The organism is Campylobacter lanienae NCTC 13004, assembly GCF_002139935.1.
Lineage (GTDB): Bacteria > Campylobacterota > Campylobacteria > Campylobacterales > Campylobacteraceae > Campylobacter > Campylobacter lanienae.
Map to the genome: position 1 here is coordinate 13,342 of NZ_CP015578.1, position 23,256 is coordinate 36,597.

Consider the following 23,256-nt stretch of genomic DNA (forward strand, 5'->3'; position numbering starts at 1 on the left):
CTCTTCTACAAAGCATTAGCGATCAGCTCAATTGGATTAGAGCATTTAGTATCGCTACCATAGATATGTAAGGCGTTGTTTAGCTGCATTTTACAAGCGCTACACTCACTTCCTACGCATTTAGCGTCCATGGCGTCTATCTGTGCGGCTCTGCTTTGACCGGCCTGGCGGCTTAGGTGGTATTTTTCACTTTGCATTGTTACCCCACCAAATCCACAACAACTATGATTATCGCTCATATCATTTAAGATATAAGCGTGTTTTAAAAGCTCTCTTGGCTCTTTCCAAACTCCTTGCATCTTTCTAGCGTGGCAAGGATCGTGATATGTGATTTTAGATAGTTTTTTATCTCTATTTCGCTCTTTTAAAATTTGAGCTAAATTTGTAAATTTAGCCAAATATTCAGTAGCTAAATATATTTTTTTGCTGATATTTATAGCTCTTTGCTTCCACTGCAAATCATTGTGAAAATAGTGCTCATAATCTACCTTTATCATCGCCGAACAAGTCGCTTCTGGTATTATAATAGCTTCGATTTTACCGCTATTTAATAAGGATTCAAAATACTCAATATTCTTTTTAGCTAGATAATCTACGGTGTTAAAATCCCCAGTGAAATACGCTGGAGCCGAGCAGCAGCCTTGAGATTTCATCAAATGAGCGTTGATTTTAAGCTCTTTTAATATCTTAAGTAACCCCTCGCCAATAGCGGTATAAGCATAATTTCCCATACAGCCGATAAATATCCCAATGGTTTTATCAGAGCCATTATCTATAAATTCAGTGTGAGAGTTCAAAAAGCTCTTTTTAGATGCTGTCGGTAAAAGACGCTCTTTTTTTAACATTGGCAGACTAAATCTTGGGCTCATATTGCCATCTTTGATCTTAAATCCACAGCTTTGAAAGACATATCCAAATTTCGCAGCAATATCCATAATCTTTCTATTTCTAAGTAGATAAAAAAATAGCCTTTTATACCACGAAATTCCAAATTTGGCCGCTATATCGGCTCTAGCATTTTCTATCATAGTATCAGTTGGCAAGGATACTGGGCAGTCTTGGACGCAATTTGTACATAAAAAACAGCTCTCAAAAATATCTTTTAAATTCTTATCAAGCTCGATTTCACCTCTATTATAAGCCCCCAAAAGATCCAAAAATCCCCTTGGGCTCTTGACCTCATCGTGGCTGATTTTATATATTGTGCAATTTGGCTTACATTTTCCACACTTCACACACGCATCGCTAATCTCACTAAAATTATAGTTACTCATTTATCCTCTTTGTTTCATCAAACTTGCTCTAATAGCCTCTATAAAGGCAGTTCTAACACCGGCTTTCTCTAGCTCGCATACACCCTCGATAGTCGTTCCAGCAGGAGAGCAAATGCTATCTTTTATTAATGCGGGATAAGTATCTTTAATCAACCCAGCAAAGCTATCAAATAGCCCACTTGTCATAGCTTGAGCCTCGTCCAATCTAAGCCCCGATCTTACAGCAGCAGTATTGATAGCTTCAGCTACTAATGCTAGATATGCTGGAGCGCATCCGCTGATTATGCTAGCAGCATCAAAAGTTGATTTAGAATCAAATTTAACCGCTTTTCCAAAGCCATTTAGGATCTTTTCTACTAGATTGGTATCACCAATTGCTATATATGGATTTATGCTTTTTTGGTATTTTGCGGCGATATTTGGCAAACAAATAGCGTGATTTATGGCGTTTATAGCTTGAATTTGCTCTAAGCTTGTGCGAGCTAGCACGCTAATTATCAAATTTGCTCTACCTTTTGCGAGATTTACAAACCACTCAAGGGCATTTGGCTTGATAGCTAATATAATGTTTTTATCACTTATATCGTAGTTTTGATCTATTATCTCTACTTCAAATTCACCTTTTAAAGCCTCTAATCTATCACTCAATCTCCCCGCAAAGCTCACTTCAAAACCAGATAATTTCAGCCCATTAGCCATAGCTAATCCCATATTTCCAGCGCCAATTATAGTAATTTTCATCTTACTTCCTGTCTTAAAATAGATACGCTACTTGGTAATTTAGAGCCATTTTTGATAGCGTTTGTTATGCTTGATAGATCAAATTTAGTATGATCAAAGGCGACCACATAGCAGATATCGCCAGGTTTTAGATATCTATTTTTGCCCGCCTCTTCATATCTTGTAGCGCCGATTGTGATTATCATCTCGTTTGGGTAGTTTGCATTTTTTAAGATATCTGATAAATTCTCTAATACAGCATAATTTTCTTGTGTGTTTAATCTATCTTTGATCCACTCTAATAACTTTTCATAAAAATATGAGTATCCGCTTAATTTAGCGCACTCGCCATATCTAATTAGCTCATTTTGGCTTTGTAAAAATGATACTAAGCTATAATTATCACAGATCCCACCAAGGCTAAATTTGTCTATATCAATTTCATTTCCGATTCCTTTTGAGCCGTTGCTGAAGTTTTTCTTTTGTGATATTTTTGTAGCGGTTTTATCATTTCTAACTGAAGCGTCATTAAAAGCAGCAAATTTAAGTGGCTTAATGCTTTTAACCTTATTATTTTCATATTCTAATTCGCATCTTAATGCGATCTCTGGCTCCATTTGGATATTTAAATTTTTATCATTAGGTAGATATAAATAGCCATTATCTATACAATTCCTACCCAAAAAACTATCGCTACCTTTGATATAAAATGGAAATATCCCTTTTGGGGCGTATTCATCATCGGTTTTAACCAAGGCGAAATCATCAGCCTCGCCAGCTTGCTCTAAGTGTAAGGCGAAATTTCCAGCTATCCCAAATCCTAAAATCTCACTCACAAAATCTCCTTTAAACTGTCTTTGAAAAGCTATTATTAACGCCTTTAAATTTCGCCATATACTCATCAAAGCACATAGCGATATTACGGATTAATAGCATTCCGGTTTGGTTTATCTCAATTTTTTGGCTATCGATACTCATAAATTGCTTTAATTCGCCTAGCTCATCTAATTCATCTTTAAAATGGCTAAAGAAATCAATCCCAAATTTACTCTCCACAGACCTAATATCAAGAGCGAAATTCGCCATCAACTCCATAATCACAAATTTTCTAAGCTTATCTTCTTCATTTAGCATTATGCCTTTGAAATTTGGCAATTTACCAGCATCAATAGCAGCTTCATAGCCACTCATATCTTTGTAGTTTTGAGCGTAATAGTCATCGCCCTCGCCGATACTAGTTAGCCCTATACCAATGAGTTGCGCCCCACCTTTTGTAGTGTATCCTTGAAAATTCCTATGAAGTGTGCCATTTTTTAAAGCACCAAATAGCTCATCACTAGGCTTAGCGTAGTGATCCATACCTATCATTTTGTATCCATTGGATGTGAGAAATTCCATAGTGTATTTTAAAATTTCAAGCTTAGTTTTTGGGCTTGGTAGCGTGGCTTCGTCGAATTTTCTCATACTTTTTTTGATCCATGGGACATGAGCGTAATTAAAGATAGCAAATCTATCAGGATTTAGACTAACTCCTAGCTCTAAAGTGCGTTTAAAACTCTCTAAGCTCTGATAAGGCAAACCATATATAAGATCGGTATTTACACTTAACATTCCATATTTTCTAGCCAAATTTACAGCATTTTGAGTTATGCTAAATGGCTGAATTCTATGGATCTCTTTTTGAACCTTTTCATCAAAATCTTGCACCCCAAAGCTAACTCTATTAAACCCATGCTTTCTAAGGACTTCTAGCTGATCTTCATTGATAAATCTTGGGTCTATTTCACAGCTTATTTCAGCATCATTTGTGAAATTTTTAAAATGTTTTTTAATAGCTTTTATAATCCTATCAAGCTCACTAGCGCTATAAAATGTAGGCGTCCCACCACCAAAGTGCATCTGTATCACTGCTCTATTGGCATCTACTATACTAGCTAAAATTTCAAGCTCACGCTCCAAATAATCCAAGTAGCGACTCATCTTATCACTTTTGCTAGTATATATCACATTACAGCCACAAAAATAGCAGGCCGAGCGACAAAATGGTAGATGAAAATATAATGAAAGTGGCTTATCGCACTCTTTTAATCTCTTGATATACTCATCATAGCTAAACTCATCGCTAAATTCCAAAGCCGTAGGATAGCTAGTATATCTTGGCCCTGGCTTAGAATACTTCACAAATGCTTCAAAATCTACCATAATCACTCCTTATTAACAAGTGAGCGCATATCCAAAAATAAATTTGGATGCTCTTTTTTGATTTTAGCTATAACTCTATCTAAATTCGGCTCTTTTTTATAGTTTGCCTTTTTGATCTCTTCTATCGCCACAGTCCAGACATCGCCAAAATCAATTGGTAAATTTTGTAAAATAGATCTCTCAAGCTTTAGCTCGAAATTCTCTTTTTGTGCGTTTTTTAGTGCGTTTATCACCGCTTCAAATAGCTCAGCAGGCACTAGGGCGCAAGGCTTATCGCCATACATACCAAACCACGGAGTATTCAAATTCGCTTTGCCTTTGTAGCTAAGCTTCATTTGATTATTATCCATATCTTCTAGCTCAAAGGTTGTGCGACGTCTTTTGCTAATGCCTAGAGTTTGGCTAATATTTTCTAAATGATTATTCATATCTCATCCTATCGCACCAGACCATTACGCCTTTTTGTGCGTGAAGTCTATTGTGAGCTTCTCTAAATATCTCATCAGCGTGAGCCTCAAATACTTCTTCACTGACCTCATATCCTCTATAAGCAGGCAAGCAGTGTAAAAACACAGCCCCATCTTTGGCTAGGTTCATCATACTTTTATCTACACAAAATCCAGCGAAATCGGCGATTTTTTTCGCTTTTTCATCCTCTTGACCCATAGAGACCCAAGTATCAGTAGTAACGACATCTACGCCACTTATAGCCTCTTTTGGGTCATTGCTTATTTGGATTATAGCGCCACTTGATTTGGTATTTTCTAAGGCTATGCTTTTTACCCATTGTGGGACTTCATAGCCTTTTGGTGTAGCGATTCTAAGCTCAAAACCAAGCTTAGAAGCAGCCATAAGCCATGAATTTGTCATGTTATTGCCATCGCCTATATATGCGACTTTCATATTTTGGATATTTAAGCCAAGCTCATCTAAGGTTAGCAAATCAGCCATTAATTGAACAGGGTGAAAATCATCGCTAAGCCCATTTATCACAGGCACACCGCTAAATTTAGCAAGCTCAACCAAATCGCTTTGTTTATAAACCCTAGCCATAATCATATCCACCATTCCCCCAAGCACTCTAGCGGTATCTTTGATAGGCTCGCCACGGCCAAGTTGTATATCACGACTACTTAAAAACAGCGCTTTTCCGCCGAGTTGTTGTATCCCAACTTCAAAGCTCACCCTAGTCCTTGTCGAGCTTTTTTCAAAAATCATAGCTAAAAATTGATCTTTTAAATATGGTTTATACTCTTTATTTAAGGCCTCTTTTTTGATATCTTTGGCAATGTTTAAGATATCTAAAATCTCATCCTTGCTTATATCATTTAGAGTCAAAAAGTGTCTCATATCTATCCCTTGTTTGAATTTAATATCTTAGCAACTTCTTTGGCGTGATAGCTGATGATTAGATTAGCTCCAGCTCTTTTGAATGCTATCATAGTCTCCATCATCACACGATCATAATCTATAACACCCGCCTTAGCGCCAGCTTTTAAAAGTGCGTATTCTCCACTCACATTATATACACAAAGTGGTAAATTCGTTCGCTCTTTTATATCTCTTATGATATCTAAATATGCTAAAGCCGGTTTAACCATCAAAATATCAGCGCCTTGAGCCTCATCTTCTAAGCTCTCATTAATCGCTTCAAGTCTATTAGCAGGATTCATTTGATAGCTTTTTCTATCGCCAAAGCTTGGGGTGCTTTGCGCTACATCACGAAATGGCCCATAATATGCTGAAGCGAATTTGGTAGAGTAGGACATAATAGGTAAATTCATATATCCATTTTCATCCAATGCCTTACGCAAAGTATAAATTATCCCATCCATCATTCCACTAGGCGCTATCATATCAGCGCCAGCTTTGGCGTGGATGAGGGCTTGTTTGGCTGATATTTCAAGGGTAGCGTCATTATCTACGCTGCCGCATTTATGATCTAAAATTCCGCAATGCCCATGATCTGTGTATTCGCAAAAGCATAAATCAGTAATAACTATAAGATCTTTAAATTTCTCTTTAATAGCCCTAACAGATCTAGCAATTATCCCATTTTCATCCAAAGCATCACTACCTATGCTATCTTTTAAGCTTGGAATCCCAAATAAAATTATAGATTTTATCCCTAAATTTATGATCTCATCGCACTCTTTTAAAATCTCATCTAAACTCATCTGAAATACGCCAGGCATCGAGCTTATCTCATTTTTAATCCCCTTGCCCTCAACTACAAAAAGCGGATATATAAAATCACTAATAGATAGTCTATTTTCTGTTAGCATATCACGCAAAGGCTCATTTAATCTTAATCTTCTATATCTTTTAAACATTGTTAATTCTCCCGAAAATTTAGTGATTATAGCAGAATTTAAGTTAATTAAAGATAATTGATTTTGTTTAAATTTAATTGTAAATGATACAATAAAGCAAAAACAGAAGGAAAAAAGTGAATATAGAGATATCTAAAATAGCAAATTTACCAACTAAATTTGGCAATTTCAAAATCAAAGCATATAAAGAAAATCACAAAGAACACTTAGCAATATTTAGCCCAAATTTAGGCGAGATAATAAACCTTAGAATTCACTCCGAGTGCCTAACGGGTGATACTTTAGGGAGTAAAAAGTGCGATTGTGGCGAGCAGTTAGAAGCGGCTTTGAAATATATCGCAGATAATGGCGGGATGGTTATTTACTTGCGTCAAGAAGGGCGAAATATCGGATTATTAAACAAAGTCAATGCCTACGCCTTACAAGATACTGGCCTTGATACTATAGAGGCAAATCATCAGCTAGGATTTAAGGCTGATGAGAGGACATATGAGATGGTTGATTTTATCTTAAATGATTTTGGGATTAAGGGGGTAAATTTGCTAACAAATAATCCATTAAAGCTCACAAGCATAAAAACCAAAATCATAAGCCGAATTCCAATCCAAATAGCGCCAAATGAGTATAATAAAGATTATCTAAATATCAAAAAAGAGCAGATGGGACATATGCTATGAGTGATGAATTTTGGCAAATCGTAGCCAAATTTGATGAAATTTTAAAGAAATTTAATAAAATTCATAATCTAACAAATTATAAAGATATCAAGCCAGTAGCCCTTGATAGCATAGAACCGATTAAATTTCTAGGCTTTGAGCCTAAGGTTTGTGTGGATGTAGGCAGTGGGGCTGGATTTCCGGCGATATTTTTGGCTATGATTTTAAGAGAGTGCGAGTTTCATCTATATGAGCCAATTGCGAAAAAATCAAGCTTTTTATCCTATGCGAGTGCGAATTTGAAACTTCAAAATATCACTATACATAGCCAAAAATTAGAAAATTCCAAAAAGATTAAAGCTGATTTAATCACATCTAGGGCGTTGATGAAAACGGCTGATTTGATCGAAATTTGCCAAGGATTTTATGATGAGAATACGACATTTTTACTATATAAAGGCTCAAATGCGAAATTTGAGATTGAAGAGTTAAAATGTGATAAGCAAATTTATTGCCAAAATGAGCGAAATTATGTAGTATTAAAGGGGTTAAAATGATAGCTAAAATCATAATATTTGTTTTGATTATAGGGGTAATTTACTATTTTATAATTCCTAAATTTAGGAGTAAAAAGCCTAGTGATAGCGGCGAAAGCTTTGTCGAGTGTAGTAAGTGTAATACATTTATAGAGCTTAAAGATAGTGTATTAAAAGATGGAAAATATATCTGTAAGGAGTGTTTAAAATGATTATAATCGGTAGTGAGTTGATAAGTTATGAGCCTGTATTTTTAGCTAAATTTGAGCCAAAAAGCTTGAGTTTAAAATCAAATTTTATCTTAGTTTCAGATATCAAACAAGCCTTGATAGCTAATGCAAATGGGGTTAAATTCATAGTCTGCGATAGCTTTAAATTCGCCAAAAAACTACAAAAATTAGCTGATGATTATCTATTTGATAGCAAAATTGCTTTAATCATAAATAGCGATGAAGAGCTACAAAAAGCAGCCAAAAAGAGAATCGACGCAGTTATTTATAAAAGTGCGATAAGGGGATAAGATGGAGCTATTTAAGACGGCGTTTTTTATGGTGGCGCTTATGTTGCTTTTTGTCTTTATCGGTGGGATGATCGGCGGAGTTGGTGGGATGATGGTAGCATTTTGTATCGCTGTAGCTATGAATTTTTTCAGCTATTTTTATAGTGATAAGCTGATTTTAAGACACTATAACGCCCATGAAATCGAGCCATCTAATGAGCTTTATAGTATCACTAGAAATTTATGTTATAAAGCAAATTTATCAATGCCAAAACTCTATATAATCAACGATCCAATCCCAAACGCATTTGCCACCGGACGCAACCCAAACAACTCAGCCGTAGCACTCACCACGGGATTGCTCGATACATTAAATATGGATGAGATAGCAGCAGTTATCGCTCACGAGCTAGGCCACATAAGGCACTATGATATCCTAACAGGCTCTATCGCCGCTATCTTTGCTGGGGCGATTGCTATTTTGGCGAATTTCGCTCAATTTGGTGCTATGCTAGGAAGCAATCAAAACCGCCAAAATCCCATTTTAATGATCGCTCTAGCTATCATAATGCCGCTAGCTGCTACCATAATCCAGATGAGTATCTCACGCTCAAGGGAGTTTGAAGCAGATAGATTTTCAGCTTCGATAACTAGCGCTAATGACCTAGCAAACGCTCTATTGAAATTAGAGAGTAGCAATCAGCGTGGCGTAGTGAAAAATGCTAATGAACAAACCGCTCATATGTTTATTATAAGTCCATTTAGCGGCGGTATCGCAAGTGGGATATCTAATCTCTTTCGCACTCATCCTACAACCAAGCAAAGAGTGGAGAGACTAAGAGAGTTAAGCTATCAAAACCCAGCTAAAAGGTATTTTAATAGCTGATGGAGAATTTAGAAAAAGAGCGAAAATCTATAAGATATAAGCTCATTTGGATCTTGATTTTAGCGGCTTTTGTGGATTTTGTAATTACTTTGGTGCTTTGGTTTTTTGATCCTTTTTTGGCTTTAATCGGTGGATTTTTAGCCGGTCTTTGGATATATTTTTGGTTTAAATTTAAATTTTTTGCTAAATTTGAGCTAGGTTTAAAAGAGAGACTAAGAGATGAGCTAATCAAAGAATTAGGCTTAAATCAGCCAAATTTATCTCGTATTAATAACCATTTTAATGGCGATGTTAGCGAGTTTGGACTATTTAGCTTAAATGGTTTTGATGTGCGTGATATCTGTGTGAAAAATAGCGATGAAATTATATTTTATGGTCTTTTAATCAGTGGTAAAATCAGTAAAAATATAGAGATTAAAGAGAATTTGCTAGGATTTAAAAGCTCATATTTTATTCAAGATGGTTATTTGAGTTTATATATCTACACAGACTCTGATACTATAATTGCGAATTTAAAAACACCTTTAAATATCAGTTACAAAAGCGCTAAAGAGAATATAAAAAATATTATAAAGATCATAGATCAGCTAGGTTGATCCTAGCTGATTTGAATTATAGATATCCTGCAAAAGTAGTAAAGATATAACCAAATACACAAGATACAAATACCCCAAGCAAGCCTGGAATAATGAAGCTATGGTTGATTACATATTTGCCTATTTTTGTTGTGCCTGAGCGGTCAAATTGTATCGTAGCAAGGTCGCTTGGATATGTAGGAAGGATATAATATCCATAACAAGCCGGAGCAAACGCCACGATAATAGCAGGATCAACCCCGATACCCAAAGCCAATGGTACAAACGCCGCCAAAGCCGCAGCTTGTGAATTTACAAATTTAGATATCAAAAGTAGCATAATAGCATAGGTCCATGGATATAGCTGAACTATACCACCTAATGATTCTTTAAGCATCGGAGTATGAACGCTAAACATTGTATTAGCCATCCAAGATATACCAAATACCGCTACAATAGCTATCATACCAGATCTAAAGATTGCGTTTTGAGCGATTTCGCCGGCTTTTACCTTAGTTGCTATTATAAGAATTGCGCCAGTAATTAGCATAAATATTTGAATTACAGATACCATACTCATCGGCTTCATTACGCCTTTGCCATTATCAAATGCAGGGCGAAGCTCAGGGAAGGCACCAAGGATAGCCACAATAGCGATCGCACCTAAGAATATCCACATAGCAACCCACTCTATCGTAGGGAGTTTGACATCTAAAAGTGTTTTAGAGTCGCCATAGACATATTTTTTAAATTCAGGGTCATTGTGAATTTTAGTTTGGAACTCTTCATCTTTATCTAGATCTTTACCTCTAAACCAGCTATAAATCCCAACGGCTAAAACACCTATCAAGGTTGATGGCACAGTGATCGCAAGTAAATTCAAATATCCATCAAAGCCCTCTAAATGCTTAACACCAGGAGCTAATAGCATAGCTGTCAAAGATACCACCGCCACGCTCACAGGACTTGCGATGATACCCATTTGCGAGCTAACTGATGCTGCGGCCATAGGTCGCTCTGGGCGAATTCCATTTTTGATAGCGATATCATAGATAATTGGCATCATTGTATAAACCACATGTCCAGTCCCGCATAGAATTGTTAAAAACGCAGTTACAAATGGGGCTAGGATTGTTAAGAATTTAGGATTTCTCCTTAGGATTCTTTCAGCAATTTGAAGCATTACATCAAGACCGCCACTAGCAAGTAAGGTTGCACTAGCTACAACCACGCATAAAATAGTAAAAATAACATCAATAGCTGGTTTGCCAGGAGCCACATCAAAACCAAATGTAAGCACGAACATACCAACACCGCCAAGCAAGCCAAGAGCTATACCGCCCTTTCTAGCACCATAAAATAGACAAATCAAAACAACCAAAAGCTGAATAGCAAATTGTTTGCCATCGCTTAATTGTGTTAAAAACTCCATCTATTCTCCTTTCTTTGTAATAAATTTAAGAGCAATTTTATCTTTTAAAAAATTATATCTAACTTAAATTTTATGCGTAAATTTAAAATTAAAAATTATTTTGTATAATCGAGCTATTTTATCTAAGGCAAATATATGTTTTCAAGCTTTTTTGAGAGTAAAAAATGGGCTTTTTGGGCTTATGGTGGGCTTTTTGTGATTATTGTATCTTTGATTTTTCAAACTAGATTAAATGTAGCGATTAATGATTGGTATAAAGATTTTTACGATATTATGCAAAATGTCAAAGATCATAGTGTAGATGAGTTTTGGGAGCAAATTTATAGATTTTTATTAATTGCGATGCCTTATGTGATTATCGCTACTATCACTACATTTTTTGCTAGCCATTGGGTTTTTAGGTGGCGAGAGGCTATGACTTTTGGCTATCTAAATAGATGGAGAGCGTGTAAGCACGATATAGAAGGCTCTAGTCAAAGGATACAAGAAGATGTTTATAGATTTGCTAAAATCACTGAAACTTTGGGCTTACAGATATTAAAAGCTATAATGATATTAATAGCATTTATCCCAGTTTTATGGGGACTTAGCAGTGGAGTGGATCTACCATATTTAAAAGAAATTCCCGGCTCATTAGTTTGGATAGCCTTAGCTGTTAGTGTAGGTGGGCTTATAATATCTTGGTTTGTAGGTATAAAGCTACCAAAGCTAGAATACAATATCCAAAAGAGTGAAGCGGCTTTTAGAAAAGAGCTAGTTTATGCTGAAGATGATAAGGTAAATTATGCGAGTTTTGAGAGTGTATTGGGGCTATTTACTGGGCTTAGATTTAACTATTATAGGCTATTTTTACACTATGGATATTTCAATGTTTGGCTTATTTCATTTTCGCAATTTATGGTTATTGTGCCATTTATAATTATGGGAAATGGGCTATTTAGCGGAGTTATAACGCTTGGAGTGTTGATCCAAGTTAGCAACGCATTTAGTCAAGTTCGCAGTAGTTTTAGCGTATTTATAGATAATTGGACGACAATTACAGAGCTTAGAAGCATACATAAAAGGCTTGATGAATTTGAGAAAAATATTAAATTTGGCTAGTTTTATATAGTTTTAAATTCAAATTTGATATAATCCGAGCTTATCTTAAAGTAAAGGAAAAGCGTATGCCAAAGATGAAATCTGTTCGTGGTGCAGCTAAACGCTTTAAAGTTGGCAAAAATAAGATAAAAAGAGGCTCCGCATTTAGAAGCCATATCTTAACCAAAATGTCACCTAAGCGCAAAAGAGACCTAAGACAATCTCAATATGTAGATAGTACAAATGTCTCAGCTGTGAAAAAAATGCTTTGTATATGAGTTTTTGACAATTTAAGTCATTCTAACCTCCCTTTTATGGGGCAAGTTCCAAATTTGGACGCCAATTTGTAAAGGATAAATATGGCAAGAGTTAAAACTGGTGTTGTAAGACGCCGCAGACACAAAAAAGTTCTAAAACTAGCTCGTGGTTTTTATAGTGCTAGACATAAACATTTTAGAAAAGCTAAAGAGCAGTTAGAAAGAAGTTTAGTATATGCGTATCGTGATAGACGCGCTAAAAAGCGTGATTTCCGTAGATTATGGATCATCCGCATTAATGCAGCGTGTAGATTAAACGATATTAGCTACTCAAGATTTATAAATGGTCTTAAAAAAGCAAACATCGAATTAGATAGAAAAGTTTTGGCAAACCTAGCTATGAATGATGCAGCGGCATTTGCTAGCATTGTAGCAGAGGTTAAAAAAGCTTTATAATATTTGCCTAGCTTTTGCTAGGCTTTTTAATGTATTTAGATTTAATCTCTTATTTAGACCCTAGTTGGCAAGAGCTTTTAAAAGATGAGCTAAATAGCCAAAATTTCGCTAATATAATTAAATTTTTAAACTCACAAACCGCTACGATTTATCCACCAAAAGAGCTTATTTTTAATGCATTTAATTTATGCAAACCAAGTGATTTAAAGGTTATAATTATTGGTCAAGATCCATATCACAATCCTCAAGAAGCAATGGGTTTAGCTTTTAGTGTGCCACAAGGTGTGAGAATTCCGCCGAGTTTAAAAAATATATTTAAAGAGCTTATAGACGATATAAATAGCGATATATTGGTTAATAGAAGTAGTGATTTGAGTGATTGGGCAAGGCAGGGAGTTTTGCTTTTAAATAGTGCTTTAACAGTAGAGAAAAACCGCCCCGCATCACACGCCAAAATAGGTTGGCAAGGCTTTATAAGTGGAGTTATCAAAATTATAAATTTGAGATTCAATCATTGCGTTTTTATGCTTTGGGGTAATCACGCAAAGGCACTATCGCCACTGATAGACCCAAATTCGCATCTAATTTTACAAGCTGCTCACCCAAGTCCATTAGCAAGGGGAGCGTTTTTTGGCTCACGGCATTTTAGCAAGTGTAATGAGTATTTACTAGCTCACTCTAAAACGCCAATTAAGTGGCTATAATTTCACCACTTAATCAAATTTAAATACCACCATTTAAATCATTTTGACCCCATTGCCTTTGACAATCTCGCCGATAATGTAGCCATCGCTATTAGCTAAGATATGATCCGCCTTATCTTTAGAAACCACTAACACCATACCGACACCGCAGTTAAATGTCCTATCCATCTCGCTTTGCTCTACGCTTTTGGCGATTAATTCAAAGATTTTTGGCGTTTTGATAGCACCTCTTTGGATCTTTGCGCCAAGTCCATTTGGCAAGACTCTAGGGAGATTTTCGACTATACCGCCACCAGTGATATGAGCCATTGCGTTTATGCTATCTTTAAGGCGTAAAAACTCATCTACATAAATTCTAGTAGGTTCTAAAAGCGTCTCTAAAAGCGTCTTACCCTCAAATTCACTACCCAAATTTAACTTCTCTTTTTTGATCACCGCCCTTGCTAGTGAAAAGCCATTTGAGTGAAGTCCTGAGCTTGGAAGTGCGATTAAAATATCGCTTTCATTTACAAATTTACTCCTATCGATCTCATCTTCTTCAGCCACGCCCACAGCAAATCCCGCTAGATCAAAATCCCCAGAACTATACATACTAGGCATTTCAGCCGTTTCGCCACCTATTAGAGCGCATTTGGCTATTACGCATCCTTTGGCGATACCGCTTACTACTTCTTTGGCCGAGTTTATATCTAATTTACCAGTTGCGTAGTAATCCAAAAAAAACATAGGCGTAGCAAAATTACATATAAGATCATTCACACACATCGCGACTAAATCAATGCCAACGCTATCAAGTTTGCCACTATCTATAGCTAGGCGAAGCTTTGTTCCTACGCCATCAGTTGCGGCTAGAAGAGTTGGTTTATTATATCCAGTTGGAAGCCTGAAAGCCCCAGAAAATGAGCCGATGCCACCTATTACATTTGGAGTTAGAGTTGATTTGACAAAGGGCTTAATCCCCTCAACAAAGCTATTTCCAGCATCAATATCCACACCAGCGTCTTTATAACTTATCATTTTTCACCTCTTTTAAATTTCATCATTTTAGCAAATTTGAACTTATTTTTGACTAATGCTAACGCTATCTAGTAAATAGGCAATATGCTGCCAGCTAAATCCACTTGCCTCGCTTAACCCAATTTCACAGGTGCTAGAGTTGCTAAAACCGATATTGACTGCGCTATTTTGGTAAAATCTTTTGAATTTCATTGTAGCGTGTAAATTTAATTTCGGGGTAAAAAACCCTTTATACCCAGCAAAACCGCAACATGCTGTCTTCTCATCAATCAAAATTTGCCCATTAGTACAGATCCTAGCTAGGCTACTCATAGTGCTATCTAATCCTAGCTTTTTACTAGCACACATTGTGTATAGACCTATAGCGTGGTTGGCTTTAGAAATAGTGAGTTTTGGGGCGATGAATTTTAGCAGATACTCGCTCAAATCATAAATTTCAAATCTATCTTTAAGCGATTTTATCAGCTCATAAGAGCAAGCGCCGTGATCTATCACCACAGGATATTTGCCATCATTTGTAGCGACTTTTAAGATATCGATATTTTTGGCTCTATTTAGCTCTTTTGTATCTGGATAATTGGTAAAGACTTTCCCACAGCACATATCATTAATCTCATTTGGATAGATCACATTTATCTTGGCTTTTTTACATAGTGATTCAAAAACCTCTTGGATAGGGCGTTTGTCATTTAAATTTTGGTTTGGGGCAAAAGATCTATTTAGACAACTTGAAAAATATACCACACTTTCATTAAATCCATAGTTTTTATCCATCAATTTATAGCTATTTTTGCGTGGGAGATACTCTCTTAAAACAGGAGTTTTGATAATCTCATTTGCTTTAAATGATAGCTTTCTTATCATATTCGTGTTTAATAAATTTGATGCTGTAAGAGCGAATTTGGCGCCATTTAGCGTGGTGGTGAAATTGGAATTTGCTAGTTGAGCGATCTTTTTGCTTGTATCGCTTGCGTATGCTATTCTCTCATTTAGGGCTAAATTGGCCGTATTTAGCCCAACAGGGCATAGCTCTTCGCACATAGAACAGGCTGCGCAACTCTCATTTAAGAAGTATTTGGCTCCATCTTTTAGCTCTTTTAGTAGCTTTTTGCTAGCTTTATCACTTAAAGCCCCTAGTCTTTGTATCTCTCTTTTTAGGGCTATTCTTTGGCGTGGGCTTAGAGTTAGCTTATTAGATGGGCAGTTTTTCTCACAAAATCCACACTCCACACAATCATCAAATTCATTTCCTATAATGGCTGATTGCTTGATATTTTTTTTGTATATCTCTTTGTCATCTGTGATGATTACATCGGGATTTATTAGAGTGTGTGGGTCAAAAATCTCTTTGATTTTTCTATTTATGGCATAAGCTTTTGCTCCCCACTCTAGCTCTACAAATGGCGCTACCATCCTACCGGTGCCATGCTCAGCCTTGATACTTCCGCCAAAATTTGAAACCATCATAGACATATCTTCAACCAAATTCGCAAAACTCTCAAATTCGCTATTTTGGTTTAAATCAGGCGTGATTATAAAGTGTAAATTACCCGCTAATGCGTGGCCAAAAATTATAGCACTATCTTCAAATCCATGCTTTTTAAATAGCTCTTGAAGGCTTTTAATCCCCTCTCCAAGATCTTTTATCTCAAAGCATATATCTTCTGTGATTACGCTACTTCCAGGCCTTTTAGCTGTAGCAGCGATAGGAAATATCCCTTTTCTAATCTTCCACCAATTAGCAAATTCGCTCTCATCAAAGCTAAATTTCATCTCTTGACTAGTTGGATAATCTTTGATCGCATCTTTTATCTTTTGAATTTGCTCATTTAATCTATCTTGAGAGTTGTTTTGGCTCTGGATCAAGATACAGACTTCTCCATCTTTAATATCAGGCAAAATTTCGCTCACGCCTTTGAATTTAGAAGCAGCCTTAAGTGAGCCATAATCCATAATCTCCGCACTAGAAATCTCATTTTCAAATTTAGCCAAAATCTCCACAACCTTAGCCGCTTTTAAGATATCATCATAAAACAAAAGCGCACAGGCTTTGAATTTCTCATCATTCACGCACTCTAATTCTACGCTACTTACAAAACCTAAAGTCCCCTCACTACCGATAAATAGATGAGTAATAATATCAATTGGATCGCTATAATCCAAAAGGGCATTAATGCTATAGCCGGTTGTATTTTTGATCTTATATTTTCGCCTTATAAGCTCACAAAGCTCAGTATCAGCTAGGATTTGAGAGCGTAAATTTAGAATTTGCTCTATTAACTCTTTATGGCTATTTCTAAAACTAGCCACACTTAAGCCGTCAGAGCTATCAAGAGTGGTGCCATCGCCTAAAATTACTCTAATGGATTTTAGTGTGTTATATGAGTTTTGCTTGACTCCGCAGCACATTCCGCTTGAATTGTTATTGACAATTCCGCCAATTTGCGCCGCAGCGATAGTAGCAGGATCGGGGCCGATCTTTTTGCCTAGTGGTTTTAGGGCTTTATTGGCATTTTCACCGATAACCCCACAACCTAAATTTATAGAGTTAGCATCTCTACTGACCTTCATATGATCCCAGCTAAAATCCAAACAAACTAGCACCGTATCACACGAGCTTTGACCGCTTAGACTAGTCCCAGCACCTCTAAAACATAGTGGAGTGTTAAATTTACGAGATAACTCAAAAGCCTTTATAATCTCTTTTTCGCTTTTTAGCATTAAAACTAGCTTTGGTATATATGAGTAGCAAGAGGCCTCCACACCATAGCAAAATCGGCGTAAATAATCTTTATAAACTCTACCATCAAAGAGCTTAAAAGCGGCCTTATAAAACCCTTCATAATCTTGCATAATAGATCCTTTTGTAGCTAAAATTTGGCTGATTTTAGCAAATTTGAACTTATTTTATGCTAATATAGCCAAACTTCATTTAAGGAAATAAAATGTCAAATTACCCAAAAGCAATTGGTCCGTATAGTGCTTATAGAGTGGTAGGAAATTTAGTATATTGTAGCGGTCAAATCCCTCTAGATCCAGCTAGCGGCGAGGTAGTAGGAAGTGATATCAAAGCCCAAACAACCCAAGCTTTGAAAAATGTAGGCGGGATCTTAGAAGAGCTAAATTTAAGCTATAAAAATATTATTAAAACAGTTGTATTTTTAACTGATATATCTGAATTTGCTCAAATGAATGAAATTTATGCTGAGTTTTTCAGTGAGCCATATCCAGCTAGAAGTGCTGTAGCAGTAAAAGAATTGCCAAAGGGTGTAAAAGTAGAAATCGAGGTTATAGCTTCAATTGAGTGAGTTTAAAAATGCTATAGTGATAACGGGCGTTATAGGAAGTGGCAAAAGCACAGTTGTAAATCTATTAAGAGTTTATGGATTTAGCATAATTGACGCTGATGAGATCGCTCATAGAGTGCTTGATGAGTCTATTGATGAGATTAAAAGCGAATTTGGAAACGAGTTTATCAAGGATAATAAAGTAGATAGAAAGAGCCTTGGAAGCTTAGTTTTTAGTGATTCTAAGGCTAAAAAAAAGCTTGAAAATATCCTTCATCCACTCATAAAAGAGCAGATATTTGCTGCGGCGAGTAAGCTTGAGAGTAGTAACTATCCATATTTTATAGATCTACCTTTGTATTTTGAGAAGTCGCCAGTTTATGATGAATTTCAAAGTGTTTGCGTGGTTTATGCGCCAGAGCAAATATGCTTAAAACGCATAATAGAGCGTAATAACCTTGATTTTAATGAGGCTAGATTGCGATTAGAATCGCAGATTTCGATTGAGAAAAAGCGTGAAATTGCCACTTATATAATTGATAATAGTTCTGATTTAAAGCATTTGAATTTAGAAGTTAATAGCTTTATCACAACCCTAAAAGCCAAATACCGCACCTTAAAAATTTAGAGGAATAGATGAAAAACAAAATCAGCGTTTGTATCCTAGTCAAAAACGCCCAAAATACCATTAAAGAGTGCTTAGAATCCTTAAAAAGCTTTGATGAAATTATCTTGCTTGATAATCAAAGTAGCGATGATACCTTAAAAATCGCTAACGAATTTAAAGCCAAATTTAATAATTTGAAAATTTATTCTAGTGAATTTATCGGTTTTGGGCCGCTTAAAAATTTAGCTATTAGCTATGCTAGTAATGATTGGATTTTTAGCATTGATAGCGATGAGGTTTTGGAATCTCAAGCTCTTAATGAGATAGCAAATTTAGATCTAAATCCCCAAAATATCTACGCCCTACCTAGAAAAAATCTCTATAAAGGCGAGTGGATAAAGGCGTGTGGATGGTATCCTGATTTTGTCCTAAGGCTATTTAATAAAACTCAAACCAAATTTAATTCTAATTTCGTCCATGAGAGTTTGGAAGCCAAAAATTTAAATATAATAAAACTTAAAAATGGATTAAGGCATTACGCTTATGATGATATCAGCACACTTATAGAAAAGATGCAAAAATACTCCACCCTTTATGCGATACAAAATAGAGCCAAAAAGAGCAATATCGGCAAAGCCGTGCTACATAGCGTGTGGAAATTCATCCGTGATTACGCCTTTAAAAAGGGATTTTTGTATGGTTATAAGGGTTTTGTGATTAGCCTTTGTAATGCTCTTGGGGCGTTTTTTAAGTATGCCAAGCTCTATGAGTTAAACCACCAAATGCCAAGCGTGAGCCTAATCATCACCACTTATAATAGCGAAAAATATTTAGAGCAGGTCTTAAAAAGTATTTTAAACTTAGATTATTTGCCAAATGAAGTCTTGGTCGCTGATGATGGAAGTGGCGTAGCTACAAAGAATTTGATTGAGAAATTTAAGGCGATTTTTCCTTGTGAGTTAAAGCATATTTGGCAAGAAGATAAGGGCTTTCGCTTGAGCCAAATTCGCAATAAAGCCATAAATATAGCAACTAGTGAGTATATCATAATCATTGATGGCGATATGGTTTTAGATAGAAATTTTATTTTAGATCATCTCAAATTCGCCAAGCAAAAGCAGTTTTTACAAGGCTCAAGAGTGGTTTTGGATGAGAGTCAAACTGATTTATTGATAAATGGGGGAGGGTATACGAGCGAGTTTAAAACTCTTAAATCCAAGCGAAATTCCATACTCTCAAAACTCATCTATAAAAGCTCAGCCATTAGGGCAAGTTTCTTTAAAAAGCGAGATTTCATCAAAGGAATTAGAGGTTGTAATATGAGCTTTTATAAAATTGATTGCGATGAGATCGGCGGATTTAATGAGAATTTTATCGGCTGGGGTAGGGAGGATTCTGAGTTTGTGGCGAGATTTTTGTTTAGTGGCGGAGAGCTTAGAAGGCTTAAATTTTCAGGGATTGCGTATCATCTCTATCACGCTGAAAACAGCAGAAAAATGCTAGAATCAAACCACCAAATTTACCTAAACACCATCAAAGAAAAGAGAGTCAAATGGCGATAAAAGTATTGCTAACAATAGGCGATATCACTATAAAAGGCGGCGCTGAAAGAGTTGTAACTAATCTAGCAAATGTTTACGCGGCCTCTGGGCTAGATGTGGAGATTTTAAGCTTTTATAAAGGCGGGATAAATGAAGCTTTTGAGCTTGATAGTAGAGTGAAATTAAGATATTTACACGATAAATCTTTTGATGATAAGCGTAAAAATTTCTTCTATAAAATCTTTTATAAATTTATTGAGAGCTATATCTTAAAGCGTGATTTCAAAGATAAGGATTTTGTGATTTTTAATAACTCGCCGCATTTTCCGCTATTTAAAAATAAAAATACAAAATATCTAAAAATCATACACACAGCTTCAAAAGGACGCTACCTAGCTAGATATAACTATTTTGATTCTATAGTGCTTATAGCCTCTAAAGAGATTGATTTTTGGCAAAGCCATCATAAAAATATATTTTTAATCCCAAATTTCATCTCAAATATCCCAAATTCAAACACCAATTACTCTCAAAAAGTCGTGCTATCAATGGGTCGCATGACAAAAGTAGATGAAAAGGGCTTTTTGCGCCTAATAGATATATGGAAGTTAATCCAAGATAGTGGGGAATTTAATGATTGGAAGCTACACATTGTAGGCGATGGCGATCTAAAAGAGCAGATAAAAACTAAGATAGAAAATCTAAATTTATCTAACTCTATAATCTTAAAACCATTTACTAAAGATGTAGAGAGTGAGTATCTAAGCGCTAGTATATATGCTATGACAAGCCACTTTGAAGGTCTTCCTATGGTGCTTATAGAGGCGGGGTCTTATGCCTTGCCAACCATAGCCTTTGATATCGCCACAGGCCCAAGCGATATAATAGAAGATGAAAAAAGCGGATTTTTAATCACTGATAATAATCTAGATGAATATGCCAATAAACTAAAAATATTAATGCAAGATGAGAATCTAAGGGTCAAAATGGGTGAAAAAAGCAAAGAGATAGTCAAAAATAAATTTAGCAAAGAGGTGGTAATGAAGCAGTGGATGGAGCTGTTTAGCAAGATTAGATAAATTTAATTATATTATCATTACAAATTTAATTTTTATATTTTAGAATAATTTTTATGGTTCTTTTGTGGATAAATTTTTATGCTTAAATTACTAAAATATATTAAAAATTTTTACTAATTAACTAAAAAAATCAATAAATTTTACAAAAACCACCCATTACGATCATCAAAAATATTAATATTTTAATATTTCGTGCGATATAATTATCTATAAAGTTAAGGATTAAGCTTTTAAAGAATACAAAATGAGTTTTAGAATCAACACTAATATAGCAGCAATGAACGCCCATGCCAACTCTTTGATCAATGATAGAGCGCTTACTAGCTCACTTGGTCGCCTTAGCTCAGGTCTTAGGATACAGACCGCAGCTGATGATGCTTCTGGACTTGTAATTGCTGATAGCTTAAAATCTCAAGCCAACTCATTAGGTCAAGCCATATCTAATGGCAATGACGCAATCGGTATAGTCCAAACAGCTGATAAAGCTATGGATGAGCAGATCAAAATCCTTGACACCATCAAAACCAAAGCTATCCAAGCAGCCAATGACAGCCAAAACAGCGACTCTAGAAAAGCAATCCAAAATGATATCTCAAGACTTCTTGATGAACTAGATAATATCGCTAATACCACAAGTTTCAATGGCCAAAAGCTATTAAATGGCAATTTCACTAACAAAAATTTCCAAATCGGTGCCTATAGCAACCAAACGGCCAAAATCAGCGTAGAAAACACCAACTCAAACGCCATAGGCCACACTCACTATCTCTCTACTACGCCTATGATTTTTGATAACAACAAATTCGATACTGCGAATTTCACTATGCAATTAAACGCCGTCCCAAGCCATGTAAGTGGTATTAAATTCGATGCTATCTCTGGTCAAGAGATATTAGATAATGGGCTAGGGGTCATAGCTGATAAGATAAATTCTTATAGCAGCGAGACGGGGGTTAAAGCTAGCGTGAAGAATGAGTTTATTAGTGATGCTAGGATATTTGGGACAACTTTTTTCCCTGGGACTATTTCGAAATTAAGCATAAATGGAGTAGAGATAGGGACAAATATACATTTTAATGTAGGTGACCCTTCAAATATTTTGATAGATACTATCAATGCCAAAAGTGATATAACTGGCGTTAGTGCTTCTAATGTTGGAGAGCGTTTATCAATGAGTTCTAGCAATGGTAAGCCAATACTCATAGAAGTTGGCAGCGTAGATGACTCTAAAGCAATGGGCTTATCTATGAAAGATGGCAACGGCGCCGATAGCACAAGTGCATTAATTTTAGGTGAGCTCTATCTACAATCAAACAACGGCTCGCCACCATCTTTGGATCTTAAAGAGACTACAGGCAATATAAAAGGTGCTGAAATCGGCGGTTTGAGTGCTAAGGCCGCTGATACAAATGATATAATAGGCTCTCAACTAAGGGAGCAAGTATCGCTTAGCCTAAGTGATTTGGTTAGAAACAAGCTAGATGAGCATGTATTAAGGGCGATGGGGCAAGTAGAGCTATTAAATCCGATTTTGGAGTTGCCTGCTGGGGTTAATAGCTATGTAGGGGCTCAAGCTTTGATAGATGTATCATTAAATGCGCTTAAAAAGCTAGATAAACTAAGAGCAGATTTAGGTTCAGTCCAAAACCAATTAGTAGCAACTATCAATAACATCACAGTTACCCAAGTCAATGTTAAATCAGCTGAAAGTCAGATAAGAGATGTGGATTTTGCTAGCGAGAGTGCAAATTTCTCTAAATTCAATATCCTAGCTCAAAGTGGTAGCTACGCCATGAGCCAAGCCAACGCCGTCCAACAAAATATATTAAGATTGTTACAATAATTTAAATTATTTTTATTTCTTTACTTCGCAAGACGGAGAAAAGCTCCACTTTGCGACCAAATTTAAAATATTAAAAATATTTCTTTTTTAAGGGGGAAGGGGAGCGCTTTTTTGGCAGACGCTACCCCTTCCCCCTTAACAACCCCTAACCCCCTGTAAAAGCCTTCTAAGGCGCTGTGCGAAGCACAGATTTAAATTATTTTTATTTCTTTACTTCGCAGACTAGCAAAGCTAGTCTTTGCGATAAACTTTAGAAAAGTTTAATCAAACTA

General features: G+C 35.9%; 25 protein-coding genes. 15 read left to right on the plus strand and 10 right to left on the minus strand.

Annotated elements, in window-relative coordinates; genetic code table 11:
• Positions 1 to 5 precede the first annotated feature (5 nt).
• Genes CLAN_RS00070 through hemB form a run of 7 tightly spaced genes read right to left on the minus strand, consistent with a single transcriptional unit; the run spans position 6 to position 6,529 of the window.
• Entirely contained in the window at positions 6 to 1,274 is a 1,269-nt protein-coding gene (locus CLAN_RS00070; RefSeq protein WP_100590267.1) for a (Fe-S)-binding protein, read from the minus strand.
• The gene (locus CLAN_RS00075; protein ID WP_100590268.1) at positions 1,275 to 2,015 is read right to left on the minus strand and encodes a pyrroline-5-carboxylate reductase dimerization domain-containing protein; all 741 of its coding nucleotides are present in this window, start codon (positions 2,013 to 2,015) and stop codon (positions 1,275 to 1,277) included.
• Entirely contained in the window at positions 2,012 to 2,830 is an 819-nt protein-coding gene (locus CLAN_RS00080) for a DUF5718 family protein (RefSeq protein WP_086225218.1), read from the minus strand. Before CLAN_RS00080 ends, CLAN_RS00075 begins: the two co-directional genes overlap by 4 nt.
• A gap of 10 nt (positions 2,831 to 2,840) precedes the next feature.
• A complete protein-coding gene (hemN, locus tag CLAN_RS00085) occupies positions 2,841 to 4,196 on the minus strand; it encodes an oxygen-independent coproporphyrinogen III oxidase (protein WP_100590269.1) in 1,356 nt (451 codons plus the stop codon).
• Between the two features lie 2 nt (positions 4,197 to 4,198).
• Positions 4,199 to 4,624, minus strand: coding sequence for a DUF2603 domain-containing protein (locus CLAN_RS00090; protein ID WP_086225216.1), 426 nt, complete (start codon positions 4,622 to 4,624; stop codon positions 4,199 to 4,201).
• Entirely contained in the window at positions 4,617 to 5,546 is a 930-nt protein-coding gene (gene argF, locus CLAN_RS00095; protein ID WP_100590270.1) for an ornithine carbamoyltransferase, read from the minus strand. The genes CLAN_RS00090 and argF overlap by 8 nt, the downstream gene beginning before the upstream one ends.
• 2 nt (positions 5,547 to 5,548) lie before the next feature.
• Entirely contained in the window at positions 5,549 to 6,529 is a 981-nt protein-coding gene (gene hemB, locus CLAN_RS00100) for a porphobilinogen synthase (protein WP_086225214.1), read from the minus strand.
• Positions 6,530 to 6,645: 116 nt separating this feature from the next.
• Between hemB and ribA the strand changes: the two genes are divergently transcribed.
• The 6 genes from ribA to CLAN_RS00130 are packed head-to-tail and all read left to right on the plus strand — an operon-like array spanning position 6,646 to position 9,702.
• Entirely contained in the window at positions 6,646 to 7,206 is a 561-nt protein-coding gene (gene ribA / locus CLAN_RS00105; protein ID WP_096021534.1) for a GTP cyclohydrolase II, read from the plus strand.
• Positions 7,203 to 7,742 (plus strand): 16S rRNA (guanine(527)-N(7))-methyltransferase RsmG, encoded by a 540-nt coding sequence (rsmG, locus tag CLAN_RS00110; protein WP_096018950.1) that lies wholly within the window; start codon positions 7,203 to 7,205, stop codon positions 7,740 to 7,742. Before ribA ends, rsmG begins: the two co-directional genes overlap by 4 nt.
• Positions 7,739 to 7,933: a hypothetical protein gene (locus tag CLAN_RS00115; protein WP_086289567.1), complete on the plus strand. Its 195-nt coding sequence runs from the start codon at positions 7,739 to 7,741 to the stop codon at positions 7,931 to 7,933. The genes rsmG and CLAN_RS00115 overlap by 4 nt, the downstream gene beginning before the upstream one ends.
• The gene (locus tag CLAN_RS00120; RefSeq protein WP_096017393.1) at positions 7,930 to 8,241 is read left to right on the plus strand and encodes a hypothetical protein; all 312 of its coding nucleotides are present in this window, start codon (positions 7,930 to 7,932) and stop codon (positions 8,239 to 8,241) included. Before CLAN_RS00115 ends, CLAN_RS00120 begins: the two co-directional genes overlap by 4 nt.
• A 1-nt stretch (position 8,242) precedes the next feature.
• Positions 8,243 to 9,106 (plus strand): zinc metalloprotease HtpX, encoded by an 864-nt coding sequence (htpX, locus tag CLAN_RS00125; RefSeq protein ID WP_096018241.1) that lies wholly within the window; start codon positions 8,243 to 8,245, stop codon positions 9,104 to 9,106.
• Positions 9,106 to 9,702: a hypothetical protein gene (locus CLAN_RS00130; protein WP_100590271.1), complete on the plus strand. Its 597-nt coding sequence runs from the start codon at positions 9,106 to 9,108 to the stop codon at positions 9,700 to 9,702. Before htpX ends, CLAN_RS00130 begins: the two co-directional genes overlap by 1 nt.
• Before the next feature lie 16 nt (positions 9,703 to 9,718).
• Here CLAN_RS00130 and CLAN_RS00135 read toward each other — a convergent pair whose 3' ends face one another.
• Complete coding sequence (locus CLAN_RS00135; protein ID WP_086244888.1) at positions 9,719 to 11,113, minus strand: anaerobic C4-dicarboxylate transporter; 1,395 nt, start codon at positions 11,111 to 11,113, stop codon at positions 9,719 to 9,721.
• A gap of 135 nt (positions 11,114 to 11,248) precedes the next feature.
• Here CLAN_RS00135 and CLAN_RS00140 point away from each other — a divergent pair, with 135 nt between their 5' ends.
• The 4 genes from CLAN_RS00140 (at position 11,249) to ung (ending at position 13,610) form a co-directional block, all read left to right on the plus strand.
• Complete coding sequence (locus tag CLAN_RS00140) at positions 11,249 to 12,214, plus strand: putative transporter (protein ID WP_100590272.1); 966 nt, start codon at positions 11,249 to 11,251, stop codon at positions 12,212 to 12,214.
• Positions 12,215 to 12,279: 65 nt separating this feature from the next.
• On the plus strand, positions 12,280 to 12,471 hold the full coding sequence (gene rpmI, locus CLAN_RS00145; RefSeq protein WP_086225205.1) for a 50S ribosomal protein L35: 192 nt from the start codon (positions 12,280 to 12,282) through the stop codon (positions 12,469 to 12,471).
• 81 nt (positions 12,472 to 12,552) lie between these two features.
• Entirely contained in the window at positions 12,553 to 12,906 is a 354-nt protein-coding gene (gene rplT / locus CLAN_RS00150) for a 50S ribosomal protein L20 (RefSeq protein ID WP_086225204.1), read from the plus strand.
• 29 nt (positions 12,907 to 12,935) lie between these two features.
• A complete protein-coding gene (gene ung, locus CLAN_RS00155; RefSeq protein ID WP_100590273.1) occupies positions 12,936 to 13,610 on the plus strand; it encodes a uracil-DNA glycosylase in 675 nt (224 codons plus the stop codon).
• 33 nt (positions 13,611 to 13,643) lie between these two features.
• On the opposite strand, the gene purM is transcribed toward ung, so the two are convergent.
• Together purM and CLAN_RS00165 are read right to left on the minus strand one after the other, a co-directional pair.
• The gene (purM, locus tag CLAN_RS00160; RefSeq protein ID WP_096023432.1) at positions 13,644 to 14,627 is read right to left on the minus strand and encodes a phosphoribosylformylglycinamidine cyclo-ligase; all 984 of its coding nucleotides are present in this window, start codon (positions 14,625 to 14,627) and stop codon (positions 13,644 to 13,646) included.
• Between the two features lie 42 nt (positions 14,628 to 14,669).
• Positions 14,670 to 17,480 (minus strand): FAD-binding and (Fe-S)-binding domain-containing protein, encoded by a 2,811-nt coding sequence (locus CLAN_RS00165; protein ID WP_100590274.1) that lies wholly within the window; start codon positions 17,478 to 17,480, stop codon positions 14,670 to 14,672.
• Between the two features lie 92 nt (positions 17,481 to 17,572).
• Here CLAN_RS00165 and CLAN_RS00170 point away from each other — a divergent pair, with 92 nt between their 5' ends.
• The 5 genes from CLAN_RS00170 (at position 17,573) to CLAN_RS00190 (ending at position 22,984) form a co-directional block, all read left to right on the plus strand.
• On the plus strand, positions 17,573 to 17,935 hold the full coding sequence (locus tag CLAN_RS00170) for a RidA family protein (RefSeq protein WP_096025661.1): 363 nt from the start codon (positions 17,573 to 17,575) through the stop codon (positions 17,933 to 17,935).
• Positions 17,928 to 18,542 carry a dephospho-CoA kinase gene (gene coaE, locus CLAN_RS00175; RefSeq protein ID WP_100590275.1) on the plus strand — a complete coding sequence of 205 codons (615 nt, stop codon included), beginning with the start codon at positions 17,928 to 17,930 and terminating at the stop codon, positions 18,540 to 18,542. Before CLAN_RS00170 ends, coaE begins: the two co-directional genes overlap by 8 nt.
• A gap of 8 nt (positions 18,543 to 18,550) precedes the next feature.
• Positions 18,551 to 20,083, plus strand: a complete 1,533-nt coding sequence (locus tag CLAN_RS00180) for a glycosyltransferase family 2 protein (protein WP_100590276.1) — start codon at positions 18,551 to 18,553, stop codon at positions 20,081 to 20,083.
• The gene (locus tag CLAN_RS00185) at positions 20,080 to 21,141 is read left to right on the plus strand and encodes a glycosyltransferase family 4 protein (RefSeq protein ID WP_100591028.1); all 1,062 of its coding nucleotides are present in this window, start codon (positions 20,080 to 20,082) and stop codon (positions 21,139 to 21,141) included. The genes CLAN_RS00180 and CLAN_RS00185 overlap by 4 nt, the downstream gene beginning before the upstream one ends.
• Positions 21,142 to 21,385: 244 nt before the next feature.
• Complete coding sequence (locus CLAN_RS00190) at positions 21,386 to 22,984, plus strand: flagellin B (protein WP_100590277.1); 1,599 nt, start codon at positions 21,386 to 21,388, stop codon at positions 22,982 to 22,984.
• The last annotated feature ends 272 nt before the right edge of the window (positions 22,985 to 23,256 follow it).

What these genes read in the sequence shown, in the direction of transcription:
- CLAN_RS00070 (WP_100590267.1), bottom strand. Translation starts at nt 1,274, where the DNA reads ATGAGTAACTATAATTTTAGTGAGATTAGCGATGCGTGTGTGAAGTGT.
- CLAN_RS00075 (WP_100590268.1), bottom strand. Translation starts at nt 2,015, where the DNA reads ATGAAAATTACTATAATTGGCGCTGGAAATATGGGATTAGCTATGGCT.
- hemN (WP_100590269.1), bottom strand. Translation starts at nt 4,196, where the DNA reads ATGGTAGATTTTGAAGCATTTGTGAAGTATTCTAAGCCAGGGCCAAGA.
- CLAN_RS00090 (WP_086225216.1), bottom strand. Translation starts at nt 4,624, where the DNA reads ATGAATAATCATTTAGAAAATATTAGCCAAACTCTAGGCATTAGCAAA.
- argF (WP_100590270.1), bottom strand. Translation starts at nt 5,546, where the DNA reads ATGAGACACTTTTTGACTCTAAATGATATAAGCAAGGATGAGATTTTA.
- hemB (WP_086225214.1), bottom strand. Translation starts at nt 6,529, where the DNA reads ATGTTTAAAAGATATAGAAGATTAAGATTAAATGAGCCTTTGCGTGAT.
- rsmG (WP_096018950.1), top strand. Translation starts at nt 7,203, where the DNA reads ATGAGTGATGAATTTTGGCAAATCGTAGCCAAATTTGATGAAATTTTA.
- CLAN_RS00115 (WP_086289567.1), top strand. Translation starts at nt 7,739, where the DNA reads ATGATAGCTAAAATCATAATATTTGTTTTGATTATAGGGGTAATTTAC.
- CLAN_RS00120 (WP_096017393.1), top strand. Translation starts at nt 7,930, where the DNA reads ATGATTATAATCGGTAGTGAGTTGATAAGTTATGAGCCTGTATTTTTA.
- htpX (WP_096018241.1), top strand. Translation starts at nt 8,243, where the DNA reads ATGGAGCTATTTAAGACGGCGTTTTTTATGGTGGCGCTTATGTTGCTT.
- CLAN_RS00130 (WP_100590271.1), top strand. Translation starts at nt 9,106, where the DNA reads ATGGAGAATTTAGAAAAAGAGCGAAAATCTATAAGATATAAGCTCATT.
- CLAN_RS00135 (WP_086244888.1), bottom strand. Translation starts at nt 11,113, where the DNA reads ATGGAGTTTTTAACACAATTAAGCGATGGCAAACAATTTGCTATTCAG.
- CLAN_RS00140 (WP_100590272.1), top strand. Translation starts at nt 11,249, where the DNA reads ATGTTTTCAAGCTTTTTTGAGAGTAAAAAATGGGCTTTTTGGGCTTAT.
- rpmI (WP_086225205.1), top strand. Translation starts at nt 12,280, where the DNA reads ATGCCAAAGATGAAATCTGTTCGTGGTGCAGCTAAACGCTTTAAAGTT.
- rplT (WP_086225204.1), top strand. Translation starts at nt 12,553, where the DNA reads ATGGCAAGAGTTAAAACTGGTGTTGTAAGACGCCGCAGACACAAAAAA.
- ung (WP_100590273.1), top strand. Translation starts at nt 12,936, where the DNA reads ATGTATTTAGATTTAATCTCTTATTTAGACCCTAGTTGGCAAGAGCTT.
- purM (WP_096023432.1), bottom strand. Translation starts at nt 14,627, where the DNA reads ATGATAAGTTATAAAGACGCTGGTGTGGATATTGATGCTGGAAATAGC.
- CLAN_RS00165 (WP_100590274.1), bottom strand. Translation starts at nt 17,480, where the DNA reads ATGCAAGATTATGAAGGGTTTTATAAGGCCGCTTTTAAGCTCTTTGAT.
- CLAN_RS00170 (WP_096025661.1), top strand. Translation starts at nt 17,573, where the DNA reads ATGTCAAATTACCCAAAAGCAATTGGTCCGTATAGTGCTTATAGAGTG.
- CLAN_RS00180 (WP_100590276.1), top strand. Translation starts at nt 18,551, where the DNA reads ATGAAAAACAAAATCAGCGTTTGTATCCTAGTCAAAAACGCCCAAAAT.
- CLAN_RS00190 (WP_100590277.1), top strand. Translation starts at nt 21,386, where the DNA reads ATGAGTTTTAGAATCAACACTAATATAGCAGCAATGAACGCCCATGCC.